Source organism: Natronorubrum daqingense, from assembly GCF_001971705.1.
GTDB classification, from domain to species: Archaea; Halobacteriota; Halobacteria; order Halobacteriales; family Natrialbaceae; genus Natronorubrum; species Natronorubrum daqingense.
Genome location: NZ_CP019327.1, coordinates 2,426,281 through 2,452,420 on the forward strand (window position 1 = coordinate 2,426,281; position 26,140 = coordinate 2,452,420).

Genomic DNA, 26,140 nt, shown 5'->3' on the forward strand with positions numbered 1-26,140 from the left:
ACCTCGCTCACTCGTCTCGCGAGCGCCACTCGTCCTCGAGCAGGCCGTACCAGTAGGTATCGTGGTACTCGCCGTCGACGAATATTTCGTCGCGGTGGACGCCCTCTTTCGTGAAGCCGACCGACTCGAGGAGTCGCTGTGAGGCCTCGTTGAAGGCGAAGACGCGGGCGTCGACTTTGTGCAAGCCGAGTTGGTCGAACCCGTAGGAGACGAGACGCTCCGTCGCGGCGCTACCGTACCCCTGGTCGTGGTGGTCGGGTGCGATCCAGTATCCGATTTCCGCGCGTTGGGCCCCCCACTCGATCGAATTGAAGCTAATCGTTCCCACCGGCGTCGACTCGGCGACGATCAGGAGATTGACCGTGTCGTCACCACAGACGACGTTCTCGAAGAAGTCCTGTTCCTGTGTGCGGTTAACCGGTCTCGAGGCACCGATCGCCCGCCAGATTCGGGGATCGTTGATCTGGTGGAGGAACTCGAGGTCGTCCTCCTCGATCGGTCGGAGGTCGACGCGGTCGCCGGGCAGAAACGCTGCGTCTGGCATGCCCTGTCGTTTCGTTGGGGTGACGAAAAAGGTGTGGACGCGACGGAAATGCGCTCCCGGCGGGCGTTACTCGAGGACCGAATCGATATCGTCGGCGTGGGTCTCGACGAGCGTTCCGAACGCCTCGGCCTCGAGTCGCTCCTGCGTCGCGCGCTCGCGGTCGTCACGAATGCGACGCTTCAACGCGGTGAGCGCGTCGTCCGCATTGGAAGCGATTTGCTCAACGACCGCACGGGGGTCGTCCTCGAGTCGCGAGATCAGACCCATCCGCAGGGCTTCCTCGGCGTCCACCGTGCGTCCGGAGAGCGCGAACTCGAGGGCGTGGCCCTCCCCGATTACGCGCGGAAGGCGGACCGTCCCGCCCCACGCGCCGAAGAGCCCGAACGTGACGCCGGGTTCGCCGTAGGTCGACTCGGGCGTTCCGACACGGACGTCACACGCGAGCGCGAGTTCGAGACCGCCACCGCGTGCGGGGCCGTCGATCTCAGCCACGACGACGGCCGGCGACTCTTCGATCGCTCTCGCCACGCGCTGGCCCAGGCGTGCGAACTCGGCTGCGCGTTCGGAATCTCCCTCGAGATCGCCGACCGTGGCGAGGTCTGCGCCGGCACAGAACGCCGGACCGGCACCGCGGAGGGAGACGACCGATTCGTCGGCGTTCTCGATGGCCGTCTCCAGCCCCTCGAGGGCCTCGATCGTCAGGGCGTTTCGGGCGGCGGGACGGTCGATCGTCACCGTTCGGATAGACGGGGTGGCGCCGTCCTCGACTTCGATCATGTCCCAAGTCTACCGGACGTTTCCAAAGGTCTTTGGCTCCGCCGTCGTTACCTTCTGCTGATGGAAACGGCCGACAATTGTCGGCGTGGTGCCTTCGAAGCCGTCTCGGACGTGGAGCCACCCGCGTTACGCGAGTACATCGAGACCACGCTCGAGGAGGCGTCGATGGTCCCCGGCGTCCTCACGATCGAGAGCGCCGCTGCGACAGCACCCGACGGACACAGCCACCTCGACGCCACCAGCCAGCCGATGCCACCCACCGATCGCGACGTCGACTCCTCCCTCGAGTTCGCCGAGGATATCGCAGACACCGACGGCATCAGAAATCGCGCCGCGGGGGTGCAACTCATCTACGAAGGGCTGCGCCTCACGCGCTCGCTCGCCCACGAAGAGCCTTGGAACGACCGCGAGGACGAGTCCGACGCGAGGACCGGCGACGCCCACCGCGGCGACCTCGAGATTCTCGCCGCGGACATCCTCGTCGCCCGCGGATTCTACCTGCTCGCACGGACGAACGCCGCCGAAACGGCCGTCCAAACGGTACAGGCGTTCGGTCGCGACCAAGCCCAGCGTCGCGAGCAGGCACCGAAAGCCGTCGACGCGAGCACGGTCGACGCCAATCTCGAACGCGACATTCTCGAACTCGCCGTCCGCACCGGCAGCGGTGCCGTCGGGGAAACGCCCACCGCCCGACTGCGCTCGAGCGTCGAGTCGCTCGCAGACGGCATCGAGATTCCCTTCCCGCCAGCCGCGGTCTGTCTCGCCGACCTCGAGACGCCACCCTCAGAGCGCTCACCCGAGGACCACCGCGCGACCTCGGCGACCGATCCCTGACGCGACTGCCCCTCCGCAGCGAGTCAGACCAACCCACGCCCTGCGGCGAATCGAAACCCATAAAGACGACTCGAGACAACAACCGTATGCGTGCCTGGGTAGCTTAGCGGTAAAGCGCGTCCTTGGTAAGGACGAGAGCCCGGATTCAAATTCCGGCCTAGGCTTCGGCTGTTATCCTACTCATCGTGTCACTTTGCGGTTCCGAAGCCCGGCTATCGATGCTCCAGTCCACGTAATCCATATACCGTAGTGTATTCATTTGACGTTGAGGACACCATATTCTATGATGAGCTTCAGCGTTCAAATAGAAAGGAACAGCCGTTGGTCCTAAATTACCAGCCCCCCGAAAACTCACACTCCAAATCTACCTTCGCTGGCAGTTCCGAGATGTACCGCTTCTTGTTATCTGCATTTAAGTTCGTAAGCAAATAGTAACCACCAGACACCTCCTGTTGCCCTCTCATTTCTGAACCGTTCGGATGTTCAGGCTTCTTGTTGAGAAGCGCACGAGTTCCCCGTCCGGTTCCCGGAATGTATGGGATTTCGATTTCCTCTAAAAGGCCCTCTTCCTTAATGAGGAAATCCACAAGCGAACCCGCCGCTTCCGATTGTACATCCTCGGCTACCCGATAGATTTCTCGTCCACTCCGAGTTACACGGATCACGAATTTCCCATTCTCTATTTCCCCGTCGCCCTCGAGTGGATCTCGAATAACAGTCTTCCGGTGTGCCTGCTTCTCCAATGACTCGATCAAATTATCGACGAATTCTTTCGCTTCATCCTCAACTTGCTGTGATACTGCATTCCCGGAGACCTCCGTAACCACACCCGTCACATCCTCTGCAAGATCTTCTTTATTCTTCCGAAGGGATGTGACTGAGTTCTGGACCGCTTCGATCTTTTCTGCGATCTGACGAGACTCTCCGGAATCGATAGACTCACGCGAAAGGGCTTTCAACGGATGTTCGTTATCCGGTACGTCCCCGATAGAAAACTCTGCGAGAGATATTTCGTTTGGCCGATCGCTAGAAACGTCACGGCGAAAGATTTCGAACTGTCGTCCATTCGAAAGGAGACCCCAATCAACTCCGACTTGCCGCATATAGCTTTTTAGCTGATTTTGGTGACTCTGTTCGAGTGATGTATCACAACCTTTCGCCTCCACAAATACGATTGGCGTTCCCTCTTGCTTGAGCGCATAGTCTACTTTCTTGGTACCTGATCCCATCTGGATGGAGTACTCGAGCTCAACCTCCGAAGAAAGAATGTTCCACCCAAGCAGGTCAATCAGCGGTTCGATGATTTTTCGCTTGGTGTTTTCCTCGTCCATCTGTGGAGAATTCTCTATAAGATCAGCAGACCGTTCCGCATATTCAGCTATCCCCTCATGAAGCATCATTTAAAGTGGCTTTTTCGGGGAGTCAAATAAAGATATGGAGAATCAGAGCATGCTAAGTGTCTCTTCGACGACCCTCTGGCCCCTATTAGTTCGGTGGAATAAGTCTACACGATTCTCCCTTTCTCAAGTGAATTCCACAGTGTATCTGAAACCGGTTCGAAGACGATCAGAACCGAGGTAACTACTCTACGGTCGGCACGGGAACGCCCTCGAGAATCGTCTCGATCACGTCCGCCTTGTCGACGGCGTCGATGGACGCCTCGGGGGTCAACACGAGGCGGTGAGCCAACACCGGTCGAGCCATTCGCTTGACGTCGTCGGGCGTCACGTACTCCCGGCCGGAGAGGGCCGCGTAGGCTCGAGTCGCCTCGTAGAGGCGCTGGGTGCCACGCGGGGAGACCCCCACCTCGACGTCGCGTCGAGTTCGCGTCTCTCGAGTGACGGCCACGATGTACTCGAGGAGGTCGTCGTCGACGCGAACTGATTCGGCGACCTGCCGGAGCGCGTCCACGTCCTCGGCGTCGACGATGGATTCGACGTCGGGGGTCGACGCCAGACGATCACCGCGTCGGCGAAGCAGTTCGACCTCGCCCTCGGCGTCCGGATAGCCGATCGACGTTTTGACGAGGAACCGGTCGAGTTGGGCCTCCGGAAGCGGGAACGTCCCGTCTTGTTCGACCGGGTTTTGCGTCGCGATGACGAAAAACGGCGACGGGAGCTGACGCGTCTCGCCGTCGACGGTGACCTGTCCCTCCTCCATGGCCTCGAGTAGCGCCGACTGGGTCTTCGGTGGGGCGCGGTTGATCTCGTCCGCGAGGACGATGTTCGCGAAGATCGGACCCTCGCGGAACTCGAACGTCTGCTCGCGCTCGTCGTAGACGTGCGTGCCAGTGACGTCCGATGGCAGCAAATCGGGGGTGAACTGAATTCGCGAAAACGAGAGGCCGAGTGCGGTCGCAAGACTCTGGGCGGTGAGCGTCTTCCCGGTTCCCGGCACGTCCTCTAAGAGGACGTGACCGCGTCCGAGGACGCCGACGAGGATAGTCTCGAGGACCGACCGGTCACAGATGATCGCATCCTCGATCGTCTCGAAAACGGCCGCACACTCCTCGTTCGCTCGCGTAACGTCCATACGTAGTTGGGACAGTCCGGGTAAAAATCAGTTGTGTTCGGTTCCACCCGTAGCCGACGCCACTCACTCGGGAATCTCGATCGACAGGAGGTCCCGCGGCCCGAATGCGATCGCCAGCAGTCCTGCAGCGAGCAGGAGGAACACGATCGAAATGAGGGGCTGTGGCTGCGTCGGCAGCGTCGAAGCGACGGACGCGACGGCGACGATACCCGAACCGACGAGGGCGCTCGAGGCGATGTGAGTCAACTCCGCCCGCGTCGTTTCCGCCTCGGAACCGAGTTGGTTTCCGAGACTAATGGCGTGCTGGCCGATGTCCCACGCGAGTATCGTCGCAGTGGTTCCGACGAGCACGAGGAGCGGCGGGGCCCCGTCGCCGGCGGCGAGGAGAATGGCCAGGAGGAGGCCGCTCGAGCCGGGCGAGAGCAGCAGACGCTCGCCCTGCCAGAGCGAGATCGCCACGAAGATGACGCCGAGTACGCCGATGACGGACCCCTGAATCGTGTAGGGGACGGTTACGCTCCAGGCGAAGACGCCACACCAGACGGCGATCCACGCGCTCAGCGTCGCCGGTGACCGGTCCAGTTCGGTCGCGTCGGTCATCGCTCTCCCACCACCGTGCGTTCGAACGAGTCGTCCCAGGCCCAGTCGACGACCCGAACGCCGATCGAACGGAGGGTGCGAATTCGCTCGAGTCGCTCCAGACGAGCGACCGAGCCCGCCGGATCGTCGGCGACGGCAGGGTCGATCGCGAGAACCGTGACCGAAACGCCCCGCGAGCGAAGCGTTCGGAGCGCCGCGACGATCTCGTCGTCACAGAGCGGCGTGAACAGCGTCACGTGCGTTCGTTCCGGCGAGAGTCGTTCGAACTGCTCGAGCGAGTGGGCGTCAGATTCCGGCGGCGTCGGCGAGAGGGAATCGTGCGTTCCGAGCAAGAGACGCGCACGCTCGAGGTGGTCGCCCCCGGTCCCGGGCGCGAGCCAGCCCGGGTCGGGTGCGATCGCCGTGAGACCGACGTCGTGGCCCGCGTCCTCGAGGGTGGCGAAGAGCGTCGCAGCCGCCTCGACGGATCGATCGACGGCTGAATCTGCTGTCGAAGCGTCTGGCGAAACGTACGCATCCCGCCTGGCGTCGATGGCGATCACGTCGGTCCGCGAGCGCTCGGCTCGATAGGAGACCGTCGAGAGCGACTGCGTCCGAGCGTATCGGTTCCAGTCGACGCGCGAGGGCGGGTCGCCGCTTCGATACTCCCTGACGGAGTGGAACTCGAGGCCGGGGCCCGGATCGGCGGTGGCCACGGAGCCCGCGCGGTGTGCGCCGCGTCTGTGACCGAGCGGCGAGCCGTTGAGCGGCGTCATCGACGGCAGACTGATTAGCGTCGTCTCCGCGGCCACGGCGATCTCGGATTCGACGGAGCCGTTGACGTTCCGGACGAGTACCTGCGTCGGTTCGAACTCGTGGGAGCCCCGACGAGCCGTGACGTCGTAGGTCCACGACACCGACTCGCCCGGCGAGAGCGACGTCGCCCGGCGAGGCGTGCCGGAGTCGACGGCGAGCGCGGGCGGAACACCGTCGACGATCCGCACGTCTCGAAGCGAGTCGGCTCCGTCGTTTCGAACGGATATCGTCACCTCGACGGCGTCGCCGGGTTCCGGTCGGTGCTCGCTCACGATTCGCTCGACGCTCACCTCGAGATCCGGTACCGTCTCGAGGTGGGCGTACGCCGCGAAGCCGAGCCCAACAGCCGCCAGCAACAACACCGACGGCTGCTCGTAGGCGAAACCGACGACGATCCCGAGCAAGGCGACGGCGCTCACGCCGTGCCAGTGACGCGTTTCGCGTCGAATCACGCTCGAGACGGGCGACGAGGCGGAATCGCCGTCCGCGGCGTCGAGCGAGGGACGAGCGGGTTCACCACCGGTCGAGTCGACGCGTCGTCCGCTCCGGTCGACGGACCGGGAGCCGCCCGCCGACTCGACGCGTGCGATCGCACCCATCGTCCGGCGGAGTTCGGATTGCACGACGACGTCAGACATCCCGAAGAGACCGAGGAAACGCGTTCGGATCGAGTGGCCGGGTCGGTCGGTCCCGGGTCGGAGGACGTCCGCTGCGACCTCGTCGTCGGTCCACGATCCGTCGTCGATCGCTCGAGTCGCCCGCTCCTCGGTCTCGTACTCCTCGGCGCTGAGGAGGGTAACGGCTCGGCGTCGCAAGCGCGTTCGTAGCGCGTCGTAAGCCGGATCCGAGCGGCTGGTGATCGAGTCGACCCACCGGGAGAGGTCGTCTCCCGGAACGGCGTGCTCGAGCGAGCGTTCTCGGTCGGGCGTGGGCGTGTCGGTGACTGGAGTGTCGATACGAGCGTACGCGATCCGGCAGAGTTGGATCACGAACGCGAAGAGCGCGATCCCCAACACGAGCTGAAACGCTTCCAATACGACGATCGCCTCGAACGGAAGCAACGCGACAATGGGACCTGACGCGACGAACACGACGCCGCCGACCGCGAGCGTGACGAACGCGGCTGCCAACACGATGAGGCGAACGACCCTACTCATCGGCGTTCACCGCCGTCGTGTCGTCGCTCGTCGATTGGGTCGTGCTATCCTCGTCGACCGTGCTACCGTCCTCGCCATCGGCCTCGATGTCGCCCTCGAGTGAGAGTCGCCGTGCAAGGGTTCTCGCCGTCTGTTCTCGCTCCGCCGTCGGCCCCCGAGCACCGTAGCGGGTATCCTCGAACAGGCGAGTGAGTTCGTCGACGGTTTCGGGGTCGTAGCCGCACTCGAGGGCGGCGTCTCGGATCTCGCCGGGCGTCATCGTATCCGTATCCGTACCCGTATTCGTGCCTTCGTTCGCCTCGAGCGAGTCGACCACCGACAGCCACGCCCGGTAGATTTCGTTCTCGGACGCCGTGACCGTGTTGGGGAGGGTCGGCCTCGAATCGGTGGGTGACGCGTCAACTGACGGGAGTTCGTCCGACTCGGCTGGCGACGTGACGGGATCTGCCGGATCCCCGCCGTCGCCGGATCGATCGGTGAGGAAGAACGCACCGAGGAGTCCGGAAACGATCGAAACCGCCGCAACGAGGACCGGGAACGATGCCGGGATATCGATGTGGTCCGACTCGAGCCCACCGCTCTGGGCCGTGAGCCAGAGGAGGCCGCCGAGGACCCCGAGGATCGCGATAGCGCCGACGACTATCGCGCCCGTCTGTCCGGGGTACTGTATGCCCAGACGAGCGAGCGCGAGCAGGCTCACGAGGGCCGCACCGACGACGAACCACTCGACTGGGAACACGCTCTCACCCTGTGGGGGCTCGTCGCCACCGTGTTCCTCGAGCAGCTCTTCCTCGTCCTCGTCCAAATCGGGCGGTTCGATTTCCTCGTCTTCGATGACCGATTCCGCGGTCGGAAGCGTCGGGGCTGCGAGAGAAAGGGCGGTAATTCCACAGAGCGCGAGCGCAGTTACCAACAGAACTCGTCTATCCACGCGTATTCATACCATTCGGCAAGGTGTGGAAATACGTTACTCTCTCGACCTGCCGTAACGCCCTCAACAAGCGCGTTTCTGGCAAATTTCCGATTACTCACCGGGCGAACGGGGATCACGTGGCGTCCGAAGCGAACTCGTTCGACCACCCGGCTCACCGGTTCTGGCCCGCTCTCGCCGACGGTCGACGTCGGGGCGCGTCCGTCTCGTTTCGCGCGACCAACGTCACCCGGGGTTGCCCGTCCGCTCGATACTCGGCGTAGTACATAATCGATAGCGACGAACACGCCGCCAGCAGTTCGTTCGAGTCGAACCGATACTGCGCACCCGGTCCGGACTCGACGTCGGGTGCCGTCAGGTAGTGTTCGTACCAGAGGACGCCGCCGGGGGCGAGCGCCTCGAGCACCGCTGGAAGTCGATCTCGAGCGTCGAAAAACCGTATCGTGATCAGATCGTACGTACGCGGCCGGAAACAGTAGCTGTCCACGTCGGCTACAATCCAGTGGACGGTACCCGACATCGACCGCTCAGCCGCGTTAGTGCGCGCTCGATCCAGTTGCGCTCGCGAGATGTCGAGCGCGTCGACGGTCCAGCCGGTGGCTGCGAGTGCCAGCGCGTTCCGTCCAGTTCCGGTCGCAACGTCGAGTGCGCGTCCCGGTGGCTCGTCCTCGAGGATCTCCCGTCGAATGGAAAACCGACCGTCGCCGGATCGAAGGTGGTCGGGTTCGCTAGCTCTCCTCGTCCGCGACTGTTCGTCGTCGCTCACAACCGACAACTCGCGTGCGCGCACCTTAGTTCTCTCAGTTCGAGCCAGCTACGACGCGTACAGCGAGTACGCGATAACCAGAAAGCCCACGAGCATGAGCGTGCTCTCGAGGAGGATCCCCGTGGTCAACGAGACGCCGAGAATCTCGTAGAGCAATCCGGCGAGGACGAGACCCAGCGTGACGAGACCGAAGCCGGCGGCGAGTAACCCGAGCGCGCGCTGGTGGGTCCGCTTGTAGGCTTTGTACGCGAAGAAGGTGATGACACCACCCACGAGCAGGATGAGCGTCTTGACGATAGTGAGCGCGATCGCGATCGACAGTCCTGCATCGTGGAAACTCATATCGATCCGTACGTGGAAAATTACAAACCGGAACCAAGTAGCTTGCGTTCACGTCGATTTCAGCCACCGGCGGAACGTCCGGAGTACGAACGGTCAGCGGTCGAAAACGGGTCCCGAGCGACGTGAGAGCCGATCACCAGGTCTCGATCCGCCCGTCGTAGACGTCTTCGACACAGCCCTCGCAGTCGGGGTGCGTGGCTTCGTAACACGCCGGTCGGTACTCGTCGTCGAGTTTCGCCGCTCGTTGTTCGGCGTAACGTCGGCAGACGATCTTCACCCGACCCGCATCGTCCGAGGGCAAACTGCTGGCGTTCTTCGCCGCCTGATAGGCCTCGCGGGCGTCTGAGAGTTGCTCGTTCGTCGAGCCGCGAGCCTGCTCGTAGCGTTCACCCGCGCCTCGAACCGTCGAGCGCAAGAACTGCTCGAGTCGGTTACGATCCGCCATTGACCCATCTTTGGCCCCCAGAACACATAGGTTCGTCGCCAGTTGCGAGCGCCCACACATACGATTTTTCAAGCAAGCGGTAGTCGCCTTTCCGATGCGAGACCGGCCCTCCGAGAGACGGTTCGTACCGCAGGCGTGCGCTTTGCGTCCGTAGCGTTCACTTTCACTCCGGCGCCGGCACTTTAAATACTATCGGGCACGAAGTGGCGTATGCCTCCCAGTGAAACGAAAGAGGAGGCGTGACACAATGAGCGACGTACGACAGCACGCGGACGACATACACGAGCAGTTTTCGGACCACATCGACGTAAGCGTCGACGACGTCGAAGAGCGACTCGCAACGCTCGTCGATGAATACAAAGTACCGATCGACGAGGCACGCCGGAGCGTGACCAACCACTACCTCGAGGAAGCCGGACTCGAGCGCGAAGACATCTCTCGCGGCGGCAGTGAGGCCGTCAACGTCGAGGACGTCGACGAACCCGAGGAGTGGATCGATCTCACCGCAAAAGTCATCGAACTCTGGGACCCACGAAGCGACTCGGTCGCACAGGTCGGCTTGCTCGGCGATCCGACAGGCACGATCAAGTTCACCAAGTGGGCCAAATCGGACCTCCCCGCACTCGAGGAAGGTGGCGTCTACGACCTTCGAAACGTCGTCACCGACGAGTACCAGGGCCGGTACTCGGTCAAACTCAACTCGACGACGGTGATCGAAGAACGCGACGAAGAGATCGAAGTCGGCGACGACACGAGCGAGATCGAAGGCGCGCTCGTCGACATGCAAAGTGGCAGCGGTCTCATCAAGCGCTGTCCGAAGGAGGACTGTACGCGCGTCCTCCAGAATGGACGCTGTAACGAACACGGCGAGGTCGAAGGCGAGTTCGACCTCCGCATCAAGGCCGTCGTCGACGACGGACTGGACGCCCACGAGGTCATCTTCGACAAGGAAGCCACCGAGGACCTGACGGGACTCTCCCTCGAGGAGGCCAAAGAGATGGCGATGGACGCCCTCGATACGACCATCGTCGCCGACGAAATCTTGGACGATATCGTCGGGACCTACTACCGAATTGAGGGGCCGACGTTCGGCCGATACGTCCTCGCGGACGACGTCTCCGAACTCGACGGGCCGACAGATGCCGAGGAACTGCTGATCAAAGCGAGGTCGATGTAACATGAGCCAGTCAGAACTCACCCGCGAAGTCGCACGTCGCGTCTTCGCCTCCGAATTCAACGATTCGACGTACACCTTCAAAGAGAGCGACGACGAGCGCGCGCCCAACTACGCGCTCTTGCCGACCGGTGACCGCGCGAACCGCGTGTTCATCGTCGGCACGCTCACCGAGACCGAAGACGTCGGCGACGAAAGCGAGTACTGGCGCGGCCGCGTCGTCGACCCGACCGGCACGTTCTTCGTCTACGCTGGCCAGTATCAGCCCGAAGCGGCCGCCGTGCTTCGCGACACGGAGCCGCCGGCGTACGTCGCAATCGTCGGAAAGCCACGCACCTACGAGACCGACGACGGCAGCGTCAACGTCTCCGTCCGACCCGAATCGATCGCAGTCGTCGACGACGCGACGCGCGACCGCTGGGTCGTCGAATGCGCCGAACGGACGATCGATCGAATCGAATCGTTCGAGGCGTGGGAAGCCGAGCAAGAGGCTCCCGAGAGCGGGTCGACGGCACCCACCAACGAGTACGCCCAGATGGCACGCGAACGTTACGACTCGCCGGTCGTCAACTACCGCAACGACGTGATTCAGGCACTCGAGCAACTCGAGGACGCCGACACAGAAGACGCCGAAGCACCGGCCTAATCGGCCGGCCACGGAACCATTTTCCCGACGTATTTCGCCGTCTGCAAGCCGCCAGCACAGCCATTACCCTTCTCGAGCGACTAGACGGGTGTATGACGGAGACAGACGATTCCACCGACGACGGCGACGACCGCGCACGACTCGTCGGAACGAACCACGTCGCACTCGAGGTCGGCGACATCGACGCAGCCCTCGAGTTCTACGAGTCGGTGTTCGCGTTCGACCTCAGAAGCCGCGGCGAGACGAAGGCGTTCATCGACATGGGAGATCAGTTCATCGCGCTGGCCGAGACCGATGGTGCAAGCGAGACGAGCGATGACGCCCGTCACTTCGGCCTCGTCGTCGACGATGCGGACCGAGTCGCTGCTCGGGTCGACGCGCTCGATATCGAGTTGCTGGACGTACCGGGTCTCGAGTTCCACGATCCGTGGGGGAATCGGATACAGATCGTCGACTACGAGGAGATCCAGTTCACGAAAGCAGACCACGTCCTCGAGGGGATGGACCTCGACGACCTCGAGAAGACCGACGGTGCGATCGACGAGCTCGCGGAGAAAGGACTCAGTCCCGACGACGGGTGAGTGACAGGGTCGGGTTTCGAGCGCCCGTTATCGAGTCAGCCCTCGAGTTAGCACTACGACACCGTCTGACGAAGCGTTAAGTGTCATGAGCGACGAATAGGTGACAATGGGCAACAAGAACAAGACCATCTCGTTTCGGGTGAACGAGGACGCGTTCGCAGCGCTCCAGGATATCGCCGAGGAGCGCGACATCTCGTTGTCCGCGGTCTTCCGGGATTACGTCGACTTGCTCGTCGAGCACGACGGTCAGGTCGTCGTCGTCCCCGAGGACGAACTCAAGGCGAGGGCCGCGACCGAAACCGACGGCGAGGACGGCGACCGAACGTTCCCGCCGAGCGTCGAGGTTCCAAAGAGTTTCATCCGCGAACACGAGCGCCTCGAACTCGAGGCCGACCACCTCCGCGAACAACTCGACGAGTACAAATCCTACGTCACGGAGCTTCAGGACCGACTCGAGGAGGAAGAAGACGAAGTGCTCTTGCTCGACGAGTTAGACGACGAAGACGAGTCTTACCAGTTGCGCTAACATCGACTTACACTCACGCTAACGTCGATTTACTGCACGTATTGTCACCGGAAAGCCGGATCGGAGCCGAAGTTAGCGGGTGAGATTCCGTTTCTCGCGTCGAATGTCGTCGTGTGCCTCGTCTGCACCTTCGACCCGGGCGAGTCCCTCCGCGGCCTCGAGCGTCCGGACGCCATTGTCGAGAAACGAGAGGACGTCGCCGGGATAGGCGTAAACCATGTAGTCGTCGGTCATCACGTCGACGATGGCGTCGGGACCTAATCCTTGCGCGCGTAACTCGAGGAGGTACTGGATGAACTTTCGCTCCGGGCACCCACAGTAGGGATTGTTGTCACAGCCACAGTCGAGGAAGTCCTCGGTGAAATCGAGTACGCGATCACGGGTCGCGTCGTCGAGTTTCTCGAGGCCCTGGCCCTGGAAGAGCATATCCAGCGTCGCTCCTTTGAACGCCCCCTTCGGAATGTTCGTCTCGAGCTGAGAGCTCAGCTGTCGGTGGTTCTTGACGTAGATTTTGTCGGTGATGGCCACGCGTTGGCGTTGCTATGACCTGTGTGCCGAAAAACGTCCCGATCAGAAGCGGTTGAATCGGAGAACTACGGGTGAAATCGCGGTACGGACTCGCACGAATGTCCCCTCGAGTCGTAACGTATTTTAGTCTAACCGCTCCTAAATCAGTCTGCACACGTGTCCGGGTTGGGGTAGTGGTTATCCTTCAGCCTTGTGGAGGCTGAGACGCGGGTTCGATTCTCGCACCCGGACTTTTTCGCGACGAACGAAGTGAAGAGCGGAAAAGCCGGACGGCGAGATCGAACCAGAGAGTAAAGCGAACGAAGTGAGCGGAACGACCGCGGTTCGATTCTCGCACCCGGACTTTCTGCGGCGAACAAATACGTGAGCCACAGGAATCCGCAGAGAATCGAACGAGACGAGTCGTGCGCAGCGCCAGCGAGGACGTCTCGGCATTGTTCGATTCTCGCACCCGGACAGTAAGTGCGACATATACTCGAGTTAACGAACCGATCAGCGTCAGCGACCAACCCCACCCAGCCGAGACCGAGAAGCCAATATCACTACCGTCGTCCGAGCGAGTAATGACACAAACGGAGGGACCGTTCACCTGCGAGATGTGCGACGCGACGGTGACGATGCGGGACGCCCGTCGGAGCAAACCGATGGGCGACCTCGATCCGATGGCGTGGCAGACGCTGTGTTGTCCTCACTGCGGCTCGAGGCTGCGAACGGTCTACGTCGGCGGGTAATCACTCGCCGGCCTCGGTCAGTCGCTGTACGTCTTCGTCCGCGAGCGAGAGTTGTGAGGCTTCGACGTTCGACTCGAGGTGCTCCGGATCCGACGTTCCCGGAATCGGGAGGATAACGTCGGAGCGCTCGAGGAGCCACGCCAGTCCGATCTGGCGTCGGGTCGCGTCGTAGTCGTCGGCGATCTCGTCCACGAGGTCGCCGTGTTCGTCCAAATCCTCGGCGTCGATCGGTGCCCACGGAATGAACCCGATGTCGTTGTCTTCGCAGACCTCGAGTACGTCCGCGTTCGATCGGTCGTCCAGGTTGAACCGGTTCTGAACGGTGGCAACGTCGACGTGCTCGCGGGCCGTCTCGAGTTGGTCGACAGAGACGTTGCTGACGCCGACCTGATCGACGAGGCCCTCGTCCTGGAGTTCGGCGAACGTCTGGATCGAGTCCTCGAACGACGTGTCGGGGTCGGGTCGGTGGAACTGATAGAGATCGATGGTGTCCGTTCGGAGTCGATCGAGGGACGCGAGCACCTGATTACGAATGTAGTCTGGCTCGCCGTGGGGGATCCAGTCGCTCTCGCGATTTCGGAGGAGGCCGGCTTTCGTCGCCACCAGCACGTCGTCTGGATCACCGATCGTCTCCCCGATGAGGCGTTCGCTGACCCCCGGCCCGTAGGAATCTGCGGTGTCGATGAAGTCGATTCCGCACTCGAGTGCCCGCTCGAGGACCGTGCGAGCAGTGGCTTCGTCCTCGGGCGGGCCGATGATCTCTTCGCCACAGAGGCGCATCGCGCCGAATCCCAGTCGGTGGATCGTGGTGTCGCCGATGTCGAAGGTGTCGCTCTCGTTCGTAATCGACTCGCTACTCATGGACGATACGACTGGGAGGGAACGCATAACCGTTGGGCGTTCAGCTGCAGCCACGGTCGTCACAGCGGGCTCTCGAGCAGAAACTTAGATGGATGTGAAGGCGAATTCACCGAAGTGAGAAACGGTCGATACGGACGGAATCACGTGACGAAGGGGCTGGCTCGCTGCAATCCAGTCCAGATCACAGCCGTCAAACCACCCGTAATGAGGAGCGAGTATCCGGCGTAGAGCCCGAACAGACCGGTAATGGCACAGGTCGTACCTGTACACGTCCGGTCGAACGCAGGCCATATCCACCCGATGGGAGCGACGAATAACTCGAGTGACGAGAGCGGATACACCAGAAACGAGAGAATGGGGCCGAGGAACACCACACCGAAGATCGCCGCGAATAACACCGGCTTCCCGATCGATGGTGCTCCCTTCGATTCAGTCCCACCGAAATCGCTCATAGACAGTTCTAGTTATTCTTCTCACAAGTGCTTTCTGTAATTGCCGACGTGTCTCAGTTCGAAGCCGTCGGTGGCTAGAGAACAGTACCGACGATAATCGGGTGGGTCGTGTTTCGCTCGAGTGTTTTCGCCGGATGGAAGTCGCGTGAAAAAGCCATACCGCCTCCCGGATTTGAACCGAAGGAAGACAGTCCTGCTCGCTTCGCTGTGCGGGCTGTGACTTCCAGGGTTCAAATCCGATCAGATGGATTTCTCTCGCTCACGGGTTGTTCGCGAGAGAAATGCCGCCTCCCGGATTTGAACCGGGGACAGCTCGATCTTCAGTCGAGTGCTCTCCCAGTCTGAGCTAAGGCGGCTCACTCTCACATCCGTCGATCGTATAAAAAAGGATTTCGAATCGGAGATCCAAATCGTGTGAGGAAGTACCATCCAAAAAGTGTGGAGGAACTTCGCGAGTAAGCGTTTGTATCGGACAGAAACGTAGACCATACTATCACATTCATCAGCTATTCACCGTAGTCTGTTGGATTTCAGGATATTCAAGACACCCTTTTCAGGTCTGGTGGGTAATACTATGTTATGGATGCACTTACCTCGAGTCAGGGGGAGCAAGAACTCTCTGCAGACACCATCCTCGAGTTGCTGGCTAACCGCCGGCGACGGTACCTCCTCTACGCGCTGCGGGGCCAGGAACATCCGATCGAGTTGTCGACGTTAGCCGAGCAGGTCGCTGGGTGGGAACACGACGTGCCGCCGGAGGAGGTCGCAAAAAACGAGTACAAGAGCGTCTACGTCTCGTCGGTACAGTGTCACGTCCCGAAACTGGCCGACGCAGGCGTCGTCGACCACGACGAAGAGAATCACACCGTGGTGCTCGCAAGCAATTTCACGCAACTCGAGCCCTACCTCCGCGTCGTCATCAAGGACGAACCAGAAAATTCGATGTTACACGCCGCACTCGAGCAAGAATCCGGTGAGGGCTTGCTGGGCCAGATTCGAGAGAACGTGGCTCGATTGAAGCATTAACGACCGAATGAGCAGATCGGAGACGGAATCGACACCGGATGACTCGAGGGGTAGTGGGGGGCTGGTTTTCGGAAGCGTTCGCGGTTGAGTTCCTCACACATCGGATACGTATCGAACGCTAAAGGACGTGTCTGCGAGTCGAAGAACCGCCGTTCGTAGTCTCGAGTTACTTCGAGTGAATAGTATCACGACTGGACGAACTGATCTACACTGACGTGGACGTGATTGAACTCGTCGCTCAGCCATCAATACTCGGACTAGCCAGTTGCACTTTCGGACACTATCACTGGTTACCCCGGAGAGCGAATCGTTCGGGTGTGCGTAACTAACCACGCCCGCCATCACAGAATCGACGAGAACGATGCTGGAGTCTCGAGACGACGATCGGTTTCGTCCGACGCCCGTCCAGGAGGAGTGGAACCCACAGTCGATGGACGGAGTCGTCGGCGTGCGAATCGAGGCAGATCCGAATGGCGAATCGTCGTCCACAGAGTGGCTCTGGTCTTCGCGGTGGCTCGACGCCGTCGCAAAACGATAGCGGACGTGGTCTACGTTGCGTGGACGGCGATTGTGATCCTCGAGTGACTATTCGCCGTGATCTTCGGTGTGCTTGTCTCACGGTACGGGCAGGTCGAACGGTTTCTGAAGCCTCTCGAGTTCGGTGCAGATTCTCGAGAATCGGTTCCTCAAGAGCGCGAGCGAGGTTGTTCGCCATCAAAATAGGCTCGGGCGGGTTCGCACCGAAATCAGACGTGCTCGCGACGCTGCGCGCGACTGATAGGGTTCGAACCGCCCTTACGACAGATTTCTGCCGCTCACGAATTGTTCGCGGCAGAAATATGGGCTCGGGCGGGTTCGAACCACGGTCGGAGCAAGCTCCTCCCTGATTTGAACCCGGCACTCGCATACATTTCTCTGGTTCACTGGTTGTTCGCCGGAGAAATGGGCTCGGGCGGGTTCGAACCACCGACCTCGGCCTTGTAAAGGCCGCGTCATGACCAGCTAGACCACGAGCCCGTACTCGAAGGGTATTCCCCCGGGCGAATAACCTTTACTTTCTCGCGTGAAGCTACCGGTATGGTCCTCGAGTCCGTCTGGAAGGCGCTACTGGTCGTCGTGGCCGTCTCGCTGCTCGGGTTTGTCTCCCTCCAGCTCGGATTTCTCGACGCCCCGTGGCACGAAGATCGAGCCGACGTGCAACTCATCGACGGCGACGACGGCGACGAACTGGCGACCGTCGACGCCGAAGTCGCGGACACCGCCTCGGAGCGCTACACGGGGCTGAGCGATCACGACTCGCTCGAGGACGATTCGGGAATGCTCTTCGTTCACTCCGACGAGGGCGAGCGGACGTACGTCATGCGAGACATGGACTTCGGCATCGACATCATCTTCGTCGATGCCGACGGCGAGATCACGTCGATCGAAACGGCACCCGAACCCGAAGCCGATGAAGCCGGCGAGGATCACGAGTACACCGGCCACGCCCAGTGGGTCCTCGAGGTACCGGAGGGGTACGCCGACGAACACGGCATCGAGGCCGGTGACGAAATCGAAATCGAGTACGAGTAAGCCGTCCGTCTGCCTCGAAATTCGGACGGTGGGCCGTCGAAAACCCTTATTGGCGGCGGTCCCGGAGTCGAATGCAATGGCGGATGTCGACTGGGAGGAAGACGACCCCTTCGAGGAACAACGAGAACACGTCGAGAGCCCGATGCGCCGGTTGCTCTTCGAGTACGGCCGCCCCTACTGGTTCTCCGTAAGCGTCGGCCTCCTCTCGAGCGTCTTCGCCCGCGCGCTGGACCTGTTGCCGGCGCTCTTGCTCGCAGTTGCCATTGACGCGATATTCGGTGATGCCGTCTTTGCGGAGCAAGTCCCACTCGTCGTCCTGCCCGACGCGTGGTTGCCGACGACGCCGGAGGGGCAGTTCGCGTTCGTCACCATCGCAATCGCGGGCTCGTTCGCCCTCGGAGCGATCTTCCACTGGCTGCGAAACTGGGGGTTCAACGCCTTCTCGCAGGACATTCAACACGACGTCCGGACCGCGACCTACGACAAGATGCAGCGACTGGACATGGAGTTCTTCGCCTCGAAGCAAACCGGTGAGATGATGTCCGTCCTGAGCAACGACGTCAACCAACTCGAACGCTTTCTCAACGAGGGGATGAACTCGGCGACGCGGCTGATCGTGATGGTCTTCGGGATCGGGTTCTTGCTGTTCTGGCTCAACCCGCAACTCGCGCTGGTTTCGCTCGCACCGGTTCCGCTGATCGCGATATTTACCTACATCTTCGTCAAGAAGATCCAGCCCAAATACGCCGCGGTCCGCTCGTCGGTCGGCAAGGTCAACTCGAGACTCGAGAACAACCTCGGCGGCATCGGCGTCATCAAGTCCTCGAACACCGAGGGCTACGAATCCGATCGCGTCGAAGGTGTTTCGAAGAAGTACTACAACACGAACTGGGAGGCGATTTGGCTTCGGATCCGCTTCTTCCCGGGTCTCCAACTCATCTCGGGAATCGGCTTCGTGCTCACGTTCGTCGTCGGCGGTTACTGGGTCCTCATGGGTACGGCTCCGGGACCGTTCACTGGCACGCTCCAGACCGGGACGTTCGTCGCGTTCATCCTCTACACCCAGCAACTCGTTTGGCCGATGGCCCAATTCGGGCAGGTCATCAACATGTACCAGCGCGCTGAGGCCTCGAGCGAGCGTATCTTCGGGTTGATGGACGAAGAGGGACGAATCGAGCGCGATCTGGACGCACCCGATCTCGAGGTGAGCGACGGTCGCGTCGAGTACGAGGACGTTACGTTCAGCTACGAACAAAACGAGCGGATCATCGACGACGTCTCCTTCGAGGTCGAGGGCGGCGAGACGGTCGCACTCGTCGGGCCGACCGGCGCGGGGAAGTCGACCGTTCTCAAACTCCTCTTGCGGCTGTACGACGTCGACGACGGGGCGATCAGCGTCGACGAGCAGGACATCCGTGACGTCTCGCTGGCGAGTCTGCGCCAGTCGATGGGCTACGTCGGCCAGGAGTCGTTCCTGTTCTACGGCACCGTCGAGGAGAACATCACGTACGGTACGTTCGATGCGAGTCGAGAGGAGATCGTCGAGGCGGCGAAGGCCGCTGAGGCCCACGACTTCATCCAGAACCTCCCCGACGGCTACGACACGATGGTCGGCGAACGCGGAGTCAAACTTTCAGGCGGCCAACGTCAGCGCGTCGCCATCGCTCGCGCGGTGCTCAAAGATCCCGACGTCTTGGTGTTAGACGAAGCCACGAGCGACGTCGACACCGAGACCGAGATGCTCATCCAGCGATCGATCGACGACCTGACCGTGGACAGAACGACGTTCGCCATCGCACACCGACTCTCGACGATCAAGGACGCCGATCAGATCCTCGTCCTCGAGGACGGCGCAATCGTCGAGCGCGGCACGCACGGCGAGTTGCTGGAAAACGGAGGGCTCTACTCACACCTCTGGGGCGTCCAGGCCGGTGAGATCGAAGAGTTGCCACAGGAGTTCATCGAACGCGCACAGCGCCGACAGGCGCGGACGGAAGCCAGTACCGATGACGACGACTGAGCGTTGACTCGGGTTGGGAGCGTCGTGCAAACATCGTGAGCCGGGACCGTGAGCCACCGACACCTTAGAACGACTCTTGGCCTTCCTGATCGTCCTGATCCGGCGCACCCTCGTCCTGGCGCTGCTCGCCCGCGGCAGGGGGCGTTCGGTCGCTGTAGTTCTTCCGCCCGATCGCCTCGTCGCCGACCATGTTCATGATCGCCTGCTCGACTTCGCCGTAGTCTCGGTACTCGTCTTCGTTGAGCGGCCCGATCAGTTCCTCGAGCGTCGCCGTCTCGCCTTCCATGTCGATTTCCTCGTCGCCGTACTCCTCGAGCAGTTCGTCCTCGCTCAGGGGGTAGTCCGCGGACTCGAGTTCGTCGCCGAGTTCCCCGAGTTCGACGCCGAGTTGGCGATTGTCGTCGGTCATAGTCGAAGTGAACGGATCGTGGCGGAAACCAGTTGGCCCTGCGCTAGCCACAGCGGGGCTCAGACGGTCCGTCGACGCGGAAGGACGACCGCCGGAGCAACGACGATCGCACCGAGCGCGCCGGCCCACGCAACCGTGAGCGCGTCACTGACGACGGTGAGACCGACGAGAATTGCGAGCACGAGCGTCCCAGAGCCGACGTGATACGCGCGTCGAGGTGTCGATTCACGCTTGCCGAGCGCGTCTGGACGACCGATCGACCAGCCCACGAGCGCACCGCCCGCGAGCGCCGCGTACGTCACCGACCGGCCCGCACCACCGCTGACGGCGATTGCGACGAGTGCGAGTCCGAGCGCGGTGGCGAACGCCGTCGTCGGCCGATCGACCGGCGAGCGCTCGAGGAGCCACCAGACGGCCGCGAGATAGCTCACGCCGACGACCATCCCGGCGACGATGTCGCCCGGGTAGTGAACGACGAGTACGACTCGCGAGAGGCTGATCGCGACGATGGCGACACCGGCGACGGCGAATCTGGTTCGGCGAGCCCCCCACGGAATCGCCATCGCGAGTGCCCCGTAAGCCACGGTGGCCCCGAAGGCGTGCCCGCTCGGAAAGGCGTAGCCGCCGACGGTCACCGTCGAGATGTACGTCGACTCGAGCGCAGCGGGTAAGAGAGCGGGAGTCGGCGCGAGCAGATCGGGGCGTGGCAACAGGAAGGTGTACTTGAGCGCAGTCATCGCGGCCAATCCGCCGACGACGACGCCAACGAGCCAGACGGCAGACGGGACAACTCCGCCCTCCGCCGACGTCGTGTCGTTGCCTGTCGACGCCGTATCGCTATTCGTCGACGCCGTGTCGCTATTCGTCGACGACGTGCCGGCAGTTCTGTCTCTCGCTCGAGCAGGGCCGACCGAGACGTTCTTCCACGTCAGGAGCCACGACGCGAGAATCGTCATCGAGACGAGAACCCAGACATCGCCGAATCGAGTCACGAACGCGGCGAGAATCAATAGCCACTCCGGGAGCGAGCCGTGGAACGCCTCGAGGAGATCGCCACCGCGATACATAGCAACCGATACGACCGACGGATAAAGGACAGTGACCACACGCACCTGCAAGTGATTTACCAACGAGCGCGCGAAAGCGCCGGTGAGTCGACGGCGCAGGCAGACGAGTGCGTCAATCAGGTCGCTTCGAGAAAGTCGATTCCGGTGATTTCGACGCGAGTTCCACCCTCTCGGCCCTCCTCGAGCGAGAACGACCAGTCGTGTGCGGTGACGATTGCACGGACGATTGCAAGGCCAATCCCGTCTATGCTCGCCTCTGCTCCCGCCTCGTTCGCCTGTAATTTCTCGCGCTGGGACGCAGGAATTCCGGGTCCGTCGTCTTCGACGTATACACCATCGTCCGTCGTCCCAACCCAAATTGTAACTCCTTGACCGCCGTGTTCGACGGCGTTTCGAAACAGGTTTTCGAACACTTGGTGGAGGAGAGATTCGTCGGCGAGGAACGGACGCGACGAGTGGCACTGTCTAGTTTAGCACCTCCGCTGGCGTCTGTCCGTTGAGTGATTGATGTGGTCGTTGTGTGTTGTAGTAGTGTACAAACTGTTCAAGCCATTCTCTGACGCTCGCCCGACTGCCCACCCACGAGTTATGGAAGCGGTCAACTCTCATCTTCAAGGTGTGAAACCACTTTTCGATCAGGTTTCGATCAACGTAGTCGAGCTGACCGCTCAATCCTAATCGAGAGAGGGCAGTCAGATATCCATAGCCATCAGCGAGAAACACGGTATTGGATAGATCGTGTTTCTCGGTCAACCGATGCAGAAACGCAGCAGCTGGATCGGTGCCTCGACGTCCGAACACTGCGACATCGAGAATTAGTTTTGAGTCCAAGTCTATTGCAGCGTATACCCAAGACCAGTCTCCGTTAATCCTGACAGCGGTTTCATCAATGGCGACCCGCGACGGCTTCGCCGTCGGCGGGTCTGGAACGCTGTCAGCCAGCCGATGTACCCAGTTCCAGATCGCTTGATGAGAGCGTTCCACACCGATCAAGCGAAGAATTGCTTGTGTCTCTCGAAGAGAACAACCGGTCGCGTGGAGACGGACTGCGAACACCCTGACGGGCGTCGCCGTCCGCTCACGCTCCCAACATTCATCAAATTCCGCCGCGTAGCTCTCGCTGAGCAGGTCTACGAGCATTGTTCCAAACTAACTCTACGACCTGCTCACTTCTCAAACTGGCCTAACTAGACACTGCCCAAACTCGGAAACGGTCGCTGAATCGGTGACTTCGATCCGTTTCGCCGCGGCGGTTGGACGTGGACGTTTTACCGACGGCGTTCGTACGGAGCGCTATGGGATATGCGTGTCCGGTTTGTGAAGCGGAACAAGCAGACGCCGTCCACCTCGCGAATCATCTCGCGATTACGGCTTCACTCGGTCGGGAGGGTCATGGCGAGTGGCTCGAGGAGTACGCACCGGAGTGGAGCGAGTGTTCTCCCGAGGAGTTAGGCGAACGCGTCGCGCCTCACGCCGAGGAGATCGAGACGCCGGAGTTCGAGGGGACGAGCCACGGCCACGACCACGGTCGTCCGGGTGGTCTCGAGCAAGGTCTCGCTCAGCAGAGTCGCCAGCCCGGGCGCGGATCGCTGTCGACTGCGGCCGAAAGTGCATTGCAGGAAGCACAGGAGATGACGCGACGGATGCACGACGACTCTGCGGAGAGCGACTCTGAGGAGGTCGCCGACGAGGAGACGGCCGAGACGGACGACGGGTCGACCGAGCGCGAAAACGAAAACGCGTAACTGTCTCTCTCTCGTTCGCTCCGGTATGCACACGGTGGGAACGTTCACCTTCGAGACGGCTGTAGACGCCCGCGAACGCTACGACGAGGTCGGTCCGGCAGCCCAGACCGTCGTTCGGGAGGTCGCAAAGTCGATGTCGTTCGACCGCGAGGAGTACGACGAGCGGGTCACGGGCGACGTCGTCGAGACGACTCGAGATGCGCTGTTCGCGAGTTTGCTCACGGTTCGCGTCGGAACGAAAGCTGAGTTCGAAGAGTGGCGTGCATCCTACGAGGGTGAGGTGACCGTCGCCGGCCACGAGGCGGTCGACAACGTCGTCTGGCACGTTGGGCCCGAGGACGAGGCCGTCGCCGCGACCTTCCAGAACGAGGAAGATGCGGCGATCGCGACGCTTCGCCGACAGGCGTTCGGTCGATTGTATCGGGAACTCGTCTGAATAGCGAGTCATTTTATTTTCCACACCGAAGCGCGTCGGGACGGAACGCCGGATTCTGCCCGTGACCTGGAAACGGCACCTATTACCAACTCGAGGTCGAGACGTTCGCCCGATGACGACACCCGACGAGTGGGAGCGCCTCGAGACGGTGACGGAGTACGAAACCGGCTGGTACGACGGCGGCTACGATCGCCTCGAGCAACCGGACGGCACCGAGAAACGATACTACTGGGCGGATCTGCCGGCGGCGGTCGTCGTCGTGGCTCGCGTCGACGGCGACCTCGTCGCGTCCGTCGAGGGGAGCGACGCGCCAGACGGCGATCACCTGCTGTTCGTCGAGCAGTATCGGCCGGCGATTCGCGAAACGCACCTCGAGTTACCCGCCGGAATCGTCGAAGATGGCGAGTCCTACACGCGTGCCGCCGAGCGAGAACTCGAGGAGGAGACGGGATTCGTCCCCTCGAGTACGGCCCTCGTTCAGGAGTTCGCCGTCGCGACGGGCGTGCTTCGCCACGATCGGGGGATCGTCTTCGCGGAGGGGCTCGAGCCGGGCGAGCGAGCGCTCGATACGAACGAGTTCCTCGAGGTGCGGACGGTTCCGGTCGAGGATGCGCTCGAGCGTGCACGCGAGCACCCGGCGAACGATTCGACGATCACGGCGTTGTTGTTGGCGTTCGAAGACGGATTGCTCTCGAGCTCCAATACAATTTGATTGACATGTAGCTGTGGAGAGTATACGTGTTGTGTGGTGAAGAATGAGACGCCTCTTCTCGAAGTGAGTTGGTAGTATCTGGTCAAAATTGGTGCAGGGGTTGGTGATCACTTCGTTCTCCCTTAGACGGCCTTTCGCTCAGCGAGTCCGGTCCGCATGCATAAATAAACATGACTAATCATTCGGCCGAAACAATAATCGTCTGCCAACGGCTAAGGTGTCGTAGGAATGGACGTCTTTCAGGCGATTCCGTGGATATTAGCTTTCGGAGGGGTTCTTGCAACACTTCTCGTTTATCCATACGTTGGAACTGCAATCTCGTATCGCCGGAGCGATAATGGACTCGCATTTATTCTCCTCGTCATCGGCATCGGTGTCTGGAATGGAATGTTCGCAGCGCAGTTGTTGGACCCGGACCCGGTCGTGAAGAACTTCTTCTTCTCGTTGAGTGCAGTCGGTGCGACGCTAGCCGCCCTGGGGTGGTTCCTGTTTGCGGCTACTGCGAGTAGTACCAGAAGGGTTCCCCGTGGAAAGTCGGTCTACGGCGGCGCTGCACTTCTCGTCGGAGTCGATATTGCGATGATCATCACGGCACCCGCCCATAACTTCTACTGGTCGGTCCTGGCCGGACCCGGGACGTTTTCGGAGTTCACGGCGGTCGCGCCGTCGTTCGGATACTGGTTGCACACGCAGTTACACGTCGTATTGTTCGGTGCCGGTACAGTCTTGTTCGCGTTGGCGTGGGAAGACGGGGTCACGGTCCGATTCACGCGGCGGTACACGGTCGCCGGCGTCGTCACGATCGCCGCCGTGATCGTGAGCAATGCGGTTTTCGTCGGTGGCGTATCCTTCGCTCCACTCGCCGCCGTCGGTCTCATGACCATCGGGTGGGTGCAAGCAGACGACGGACGCACGATCAATCGGGTGCAACCGTATCTCCCATCGACCTGAACGCTCGTTCTCACGCGGTGGTGGCTCGAACGTCTCTCCTCGAGTGACTCGATCGTCGACGCGAACCATGGGCTTATTCCGTCTGACTCCCAACTCGTGAGCAAATGGACGGTGAAATCACCACCGACGAGGTCAACGAACTCCTCGAGGACGACGAAGACATCTGTATCGTCGACATTCGAAGTCCACAGGAGTTCACGCACAGTCACATTCCGGACAGCGAGAACGTCCCGTTTCACGAACTCTCGAGTCGCGTCGAGGAATTAGAGGACGAAGACCACATCGTGACCGTCTGTCCACACGGCAAAGCCAGCGTGCAGGCGGCGAAACTCATCGGCACCTACGAGGGGACGGCCGACGCGCGTATCGAGAGTATGGAAGGCGGACTCGAGAAGTACGGGATGAAGTTCGGACTCGTTCGCGACCGGGACGACGAAGACGAGGCGGAACAGCCCGAATCGCCGTTCTAACGCCTCCGTATCGGCCAGACGACGCTCAGAACCTGTGTGGCGTGTCGAAGTGCTAGCGGCGTCGCTCGCGGGTGTGGAAAATCGAAAATTGTTTGGAAGCGATACGGAGACGGCCGTGGTTCGGAAGTCGTCTCAGATCATCGCGGGTATCAAGCGACGTTAAAGCCGCGGTCCCGAAGGAACTCCTCGATGCGGCCGGTGTGATTACCCTGGAGTTCGATCTGGCCGTCCTCGACAGTCCCACCACAAGCGAATTTGGACTTGAGGTCCGACGAGAGACTGTCTAAGTCGACGTCCTTCGGATCGAATCCTTCGACGATCGTTACCTCTTTACCGTATCTGCGCTCGTCAATGCGGATGTTGAGTTGCTGTTGTCCCTTGGCTACGTCCTCACAGACGCAGAGTTCCTCGGGCAGCCCGCACGTCGAGCAGACTTCCGACATTACGTTCCATGATACGAAACGGCCATATTAAACACTATCGGGACCCACATGCCCTCGCGTGGTTCTT

32 protein-coding genes, 4 tRNA genes and 1 pseudogene are annotated in these 26,140 nt (G+C 61.3%); 17 read left to right on the forward strand and 20 right to left on the reverse strand.

Annotation, left to right across the window (positions count from 1 at the left end; translation table 11 throughout):
• Nucleotides 1-7: 7 nt before the first annotated feature.
• Nucleotides 8-544, reverse strand: coding sequence for a GNAT family N-acetyltransferase (locus BB347_RS11735; RefSeq protein ID WP_076581631.1), 537 nt, complete (start codon nucleotides 542-544; stop codon nucleotides 8-10).
• A gap of 66 nt (nucleotides 545-610) precedes the next feature.
• The gene (locus BB347_RS11740; protein WP_076581632.1) at nucleotides 611-1,321 is read right to left on the reverse strand and encodes an enoyl-CoA hydratase/isomerase family protein; all 711 of its coding nucleotides are present in this window, start codon (nucleotides 1,319-1,321) and stop codon (nucleotides 611-613) included.
• Nucleotides 1,322-1,381: 60 nt separating this feature from the next.
• On the opposite strand from BB347_RS11740, the gene BB347_RS11745 reads away from it, so the two are divergent.
• Nucleotides 1,382-2,155, forward strand: a complete 774-nt coding sequence (locus BB347_RS11745) for a DUF7114 family protein (protein WP_076581634.1) — start codon at nucleotides 1,382-1,384, stop codon at nucleotides 2,153-2,155.
• 92 nt (nucleotides 2,156-2,247) lie between these two features.
• A tRNA-Thr gene (locus BB347_RS11750) sits at nucleotides 2,248-2,319 on the forward strand.
• A 168-nt stretch (nucleotides 2,320-2,487) separates the two neighbouring features.
• On the opposite strand, the gene BB347_RS11755 is transcribed toward BB347_RS11750, so the two are convergent.
• The 8 genes from BB347_RS11755 to BB347_RS11790 all read right to left on the reverse strand — a co-directional run bounded on the left by BB347_RS11755 (nucleotide 2,488) and on the right by BB347_RS11790 (nucleotide 9,723).
• Entirely contained in the window at nucleotides 2,488-3,555 is a 1,068-nt protein-coding gene (locus BB347_RS11755; RefSeq protein WP_083687745.1) for a type I restriction enzyme HsdR N-terminal domain-containing protein, read from the reverse strand.
• A gap of 181 nt (nucleotides 3,556-3,736) precedes the next feature.
• Entirely contained in the window at nucleotides 3,737-4,687 is a 951-nt protein-coding gene (locus BB347_RS11760; protein ID WP_076581635.1) for an AAA family ATPase, read from the reverse strand.
• A gap of 63 nt (nucleotides 4,688-4,750) precedes the next feature.
• Nucleotides 4,751-5,287: a DUF7519 family protein gene (locus tag BB347_RS11765; RefSeq protein WP_076581637.1), complete on the reverse strand. Its 537-nt coding sequence runs from the start codon at nucleotides 5,285-5,287 to the stop codon at nucleotides 4,751-4,753.
• A complete protein-coding gene (locus BB347_RS11770) occupies nucleotides 5,284-7,239 on the reverse strand; it encodes a DUF58 domain-containing protein (RefSeq protein WP_076581638.1) in 1,956 nt (651 codons plus the stop codon). The genes BB347_RS11765 and BB347_RS11770 overlap by 4 nt, the downstream gene beginning before the upstream one ends.
• Complete coding sequence (locus tag BB347_RS19620; RefSeq protein WP_139327012.1) at nucleotides 7,232-8,170, reverse strand: DUF4129 domain-containing protein; 939 nt, start codon at nucleotides 8,168-8,170, stop codon at nucleotides 7,232-7,234. The genes BB347_RS11770 and BB347_RS19620 overlap by 8 nt, the downstream gene beginning before the upstream one ends.
• Nucleotides 8,171-8,324: 154 nt before the next feature.
• On the reverse strand, nucleotides 8,325-8,936 hold the full coding sequence (locus BB347_RS11780) for a class I SAM-dependent methyltransferase (RefSeq protein ID WP_076581755.1): 612 nt from the start codon (nucleotides 8,934-8,936) through the stop codon (nucleotides 8,325-8,327).
• A gap of 48 nt (nucleotides 8,937-8,984) precedes the next feature.
• On the reverse strand, nucleotides 8,985-9,278 hold the full coding sequence (locus tag BB347_RS11785; protein WP_076581641.1) for a DUF7521 family protein: 294 nt from the start codon (nucleotides 9,276-9,278) through the stop codon (nucleotides 8,985-8,987).
• A 133-nt stretch (nucleotides 9,279-9,411) separates the two neighbouring features.
• Nucleotides 9,412-9,723 (reverse strand): DUF7091 family protein, encoded by a 312-nt coding sequence (locus tag BB347_RS11790; protein WP_076581643.1) that lies wholly within the window; start codon nucleotides 9,721-9,723, stop codon nucleotides 9,412-9,414.
• A 247-nt stretch (nucleotides 9,724-9,970) separates the two neighbouring features.
• Here BB347_RS11790 and BB347_RS11795 point away from each other — a divergent pair, with 247 nt between their 5' ends.
• The 4 genes from BB347_RS11795 to BB347_RS11810 all read left to right on the forward strand — a co-directional run bounded on the left by BB347_RS11795 (nucleotide 9,971) and on the right by BB347_RS11810 (nucleotide 12,650).
• On the forward strand, nucleotides 9,971-10,900 hold the full coding sequence (locus tag BB347_RS11795; protein WP_076581644.1) for a replication factor A: 930 nt from the start codon (nucleotides 9,971-9,973) through the stop codon (nucleotides 10,898-10,900).
• Nucleotide 10,901: 1 nt separating this feature from the next.
• A complete protein-coding gene (locus BB347_RS11800) occupies nucleotides 10,902-11,543 on the forward strand; it encodes an RPA family protein (protein ID WP_076581646.1) in 642 nt (213 codons plus the stop codon).
• Between the two features lie 92 nt (nucleotides 11,544-11,635).
• Nucleotides 11,636-12,124, forward strand: a complete 489-nt coding sequence (locus BB347_RS11805; protein ID WP_076581647.1) for a VOC family protein — start codon at nucleotides 11,636-11,638, stop codon at nucleotides 12,122-12,124.
• Nucleotides 12,125-12,230: 106 nt separating this feature from the next.
• Nucleotides 12,231-12,650 carry a CopG family transcriptional regulator gene (locus tag BB347_RS11810; protein WP_076581649.1) on the forward strand — a complete coding sequence of 140 codons (420 nt, stop codon included), beginning with the start codon at nucleotides 12,231-12,233 and terminating at the stop codon, nucleotides 12,648-12,650.
• 72 nt (nucleotides 12,651-12,722) lie between these two features.
• Here the strand turns inward: BB347_RS11810 and BB347_RS11815 are convergent, their stop codons facing one another.
• Entirely contained in the window at nucleotides 12,723-13,178 is a 456-nt protein-coding gene (locus BB347_RS11815; protein WP_076581651.1) for a DUF5814 domain-containing protein, read from the reverse strand.
• A gap of 159 nt (nucleotides 13,179-13,337) precedes the next feature.
• On the opposite strand from BB347_RS11815, the gene BB347_RS11820 reads away from it, so the two are divergent.
• Both BB347_RS11820 and BB347_RS19340 read left to right on the forward strand, forming a co-directional pair.
• A tRNA-His gene (locus tag BB347_RS11820) sits at nucleotides 13,338-13,409 on the forward strand.
• A gap of 332 nt (nucleotides 13,410-13,741) precedes the next feature.
• Nucleotides 13,742-13,909 carry a hypothetical protein gene (locus tag BB347_RS19340; protein WP_168170950.1) on the forward strand — a complete coding sequence of 56 codons (168 nt, stop codon included), beginning with the start codon at nucleotides 13,742-13,744 and terminating at the stop codon, nucleotides 13,907-13,909.
• Here the strand turns inward: BB347_RS19340 and BB347_RS11825 are convergent, their stop codons facing one another.
• The 3 genes from BB347_RS11825 to BB347_RS11835 all read right to left on the reverse strand — a co-directional run bounded on the left by BB347_RS11825 (nucleotide 13,910) and on the right by BB347_RS11835 (nucleotide 15,578).
• The gene (locus BB347_RS11825) at nucleotides 13,910-14,770 is read right to left on the reverse strand and encodes an aldo/keto reductase (RefSeq protein ID WP_076581652.1); all 861 of its coding nucleotides are present in this window, start codon (nucleotides 14,768-14,770) and stop codon (nucleotides 13,910-13,912) included. It abuts the gene before it with no gap.
• Between the two features lie 140 nt (nucleotides 14,771-14,910).
• A complete protein-coding gene (locus BB347_RS11830; protein ID WP_139327013.1) occupies nucleotides 14,911-15,222 on the reverse strand; it encodes a hypothetical protein in 312 nt (103 codons plus the stop codon).
• Nucleotides 15,223-15,504: 282 nt separating this feature from the next.
• Nucleotides 15,505-15,578 (reverse strand) — tRNA-Phe (locus tag BB347_RS11835).
• 223 nt (nucleotides 15,579-15,801) lie between these two features.
• Between BB347_RS11835 and BB347_RS11840 the strand changes: the two genes are divergently transcribed.
• Together BB347_RS11840 and BB347_RS19345 are read left to right on the forward strand one after the other, a co-directional pair.
• Entirely contained in the window at nucleotides 15,802-16,248 is a 447-nt protein-coding gene (locus BB347_RS11840; protein WP_076581656.1) for a DUF7344 domain-containing protein, read from the forward strand.
• Nucleotides 16,249-16,609: 361 nt separating this feature from the next.
• The gene (locus BB347_RS19345; RefSeq protein WP_168170951.1) at nucleotides 16,610-16,786 is read left to right on the forward strand and encodes a hypothetical protein; all 177 of its coding nucleotides are present in this window, start codon (nucleotides 16,610-16,612) and stop codon (nucleotides 16,784-16,786) included.
• A 405-nt stretch (nucleotides 16,787-17,191) separates the two neighbouring features.
• Here the strand turns inward: BB347_RS19345 and BB347_RS11845 are convergent.
• Nucleotides 17,192-17,265: transfer RNA gene (locus tag BB347_RS11845), tRNA-Val, on the reverse strand.
• 60 nt (nucleotides 17,266-17,325) lie between these two features.
• Here BB347_RS11845 and BB347_RS11850 point away from each other — a divergent pair.
• Both BB347_RS11850 and BB347_RS11855 read left to right on the forward strand, forming a co-directional pair.
• A complete protein-coding gene (locus BB347_RS11850) occupies nucleotides 17,326-17,820 on the forward strand; it encodes a DUF192 domain-containing protein (protein WP_076581657.1) in 495 nt (164 codons plus the stop codon).
• 76 nt (nucleotides 17,821-17,896) lie between these two features.
• Nucleotides 17,897-19,840, forward strand: a complete 1,944-nt coding sequence (locus BB347_RS11855) for an ABC transporter ATP-binding protein (RefSeq protein ID WP_076581659.1) — start codon at nucleotides 17,897-17,899, stop codon at nucleotides 19,838-19,840.
• 64 nt (nucleotides 19,841-19,904) lie between these two features.
• Here the strand turns inward: BB347_RS11855 and BB347_RS11860 are convergent, their stop codons facing one another.
• The 4 genes and pseudogenes from BB347_RS11860 to BB347_RS11875 all read right to left on the reverse strand — a co-directional run bounded on the left by BB347_RS11860 (nucleotide 19,905) and on the right by BB347_RS11875 (nucleotide 22,456).
• Nucleotides 19,905-20,300, reverse strand: coding sequence for a DUF5789 family protein (locus tag BB347_RS11860; RefSeq protein ID WP_449289602.1), 396 nt, complete (start codon nucleotides 20,298-20,300; stop codon nucleotides 19,905-19,907).
• A gap of 8 nt (nucleotides 20,301-20,308) precedes the next feature.
• Nucleotides 20,309-21,316 carry a phosphatase PAP2 family protein gene (locus tag BB347_RS11865; RefSeq protein WP_076581662.1) on the reverse strand — a complete coding sequence of 336 codons (1,008 nt, stop codon included), beginning with the start codon at nucleotides 21,314-21,316 and terminating at the stop codon, nucleotides 20,309-20,311.
• Nucleotides 21,317-21,432: 116 nt separating this feature from the next.
• Nucleotides 21,433-21,738 (reverse strand): annotated as a pseudogene (locus tag BB347_RS11870) (sensor histidine kinase); the annotation flags it as partial.
• 43 nt (nucleotides 21,739-21,781) lie between these two features.
• Nucleotides 21,782-22,456 carry an IS6 family transposase gene (locus BB347_RS11875; protein WP_077202633.1) on the reverse strand — a complete coding sequence of 225 codons (675 nt, stop codon included), beginning with the start codon at nucleotides 22,454-22,456 and terminating at the stop codon, nucleotides 21,782-21,784.
• Between the two features lie 155 nt (nucleotides 22,457-22,611).
• On the opposite strand from BB347_RS11875, the gene BB347_RS11880 reads away from it, so the two are divergent.
• The 5 genes from BB347_RS11880 to BB347_RS11900 all read left to right on the forward strand — a co-directional run bounded on the left by BB347_RS11880 (nucleotide 22,612) and on the right by BB347_RS11900 (nucleotide 25,630).
• Nucleotides 22,612-23,061, forward strand: a complete 450-nt coding sequence (locus tag BB347_RS11880) for a DUF5810 domain-containing protein (protein WP_076584297.1) — start codon at nucleotides 22,612-22,614, stop codon at nucleotides 23,059-23,061.
• A 25-nt stretch (nucleotides 23,062-23,086) separates the two neighbouring features.
• Nucleotides 23,087-23,497, forward strand: coding sequence for a DUF5809 family protein (locus tag BB347_RS11885; protein WP_076584298.1), 411 nt, complete (start codon nucleotides 23,087-23,089; stop codon nucleotides 23,495-23,497).
• Between the two features lie 112 nt (nucleotides 23,498-23,609).
• Nucleotides 23,610-24,209 carry an NUDIX hydrolase gene (locus BB347_RS11890; protein WP_076584300.1) on the forward strand — a complete coding sequence of 200 codons (600 nt, stop codon included), beginning with the start codon at nucleotides 23,610-23,612 and terminating at the stop codon, nucleotides 24,207-24,209.
• 228 nt (nucleotides 24,210-24,437) lie between these two features.
• Complete coding sequence (locus BB347_RS11895) at nucleotides 24,438-25,160, forward strand: histidine kinase N-terminal 7TM domain-containing protein (protein ID WP_076584301.1); 723 nt, start codon at nucleotides 24,438-24,440, stop codon at nucleotides 25,158-25,160.
• A gap of 104 nt (nucleotides 25,161-25,264) precedes the next feature.
• A complete protein-coding gene (locus BB347_RS11900) occupies nucleotides 25,265-25,630 on the forward strand; it encodes a rhodanese-like domain-containing protein (protein WP_076584303.1) in 366 nt (121 codons plus the stop codon).
• Nucleotides 25,631-25,779: 149 nt separating this feature from the next.
• Here the strand turns inward: BB347_RS11900 and yciH are convergent, their stop codons facing one another.
• On the reverse strand, nucleotides 25,780-26,073 hold the full coding sequence (yciH, locus tag BB347_RS11905; protein ID WP_004217450.1) for a stress response translation initiation inhibitor YciH: 294 nt from the start codon (nucleotides 26,071-26,073) through the stop codon (nucleotides 25,780-25,782).
• Nucleotides 26,074-26,140 lie beyond the last annotated feature (67 nt).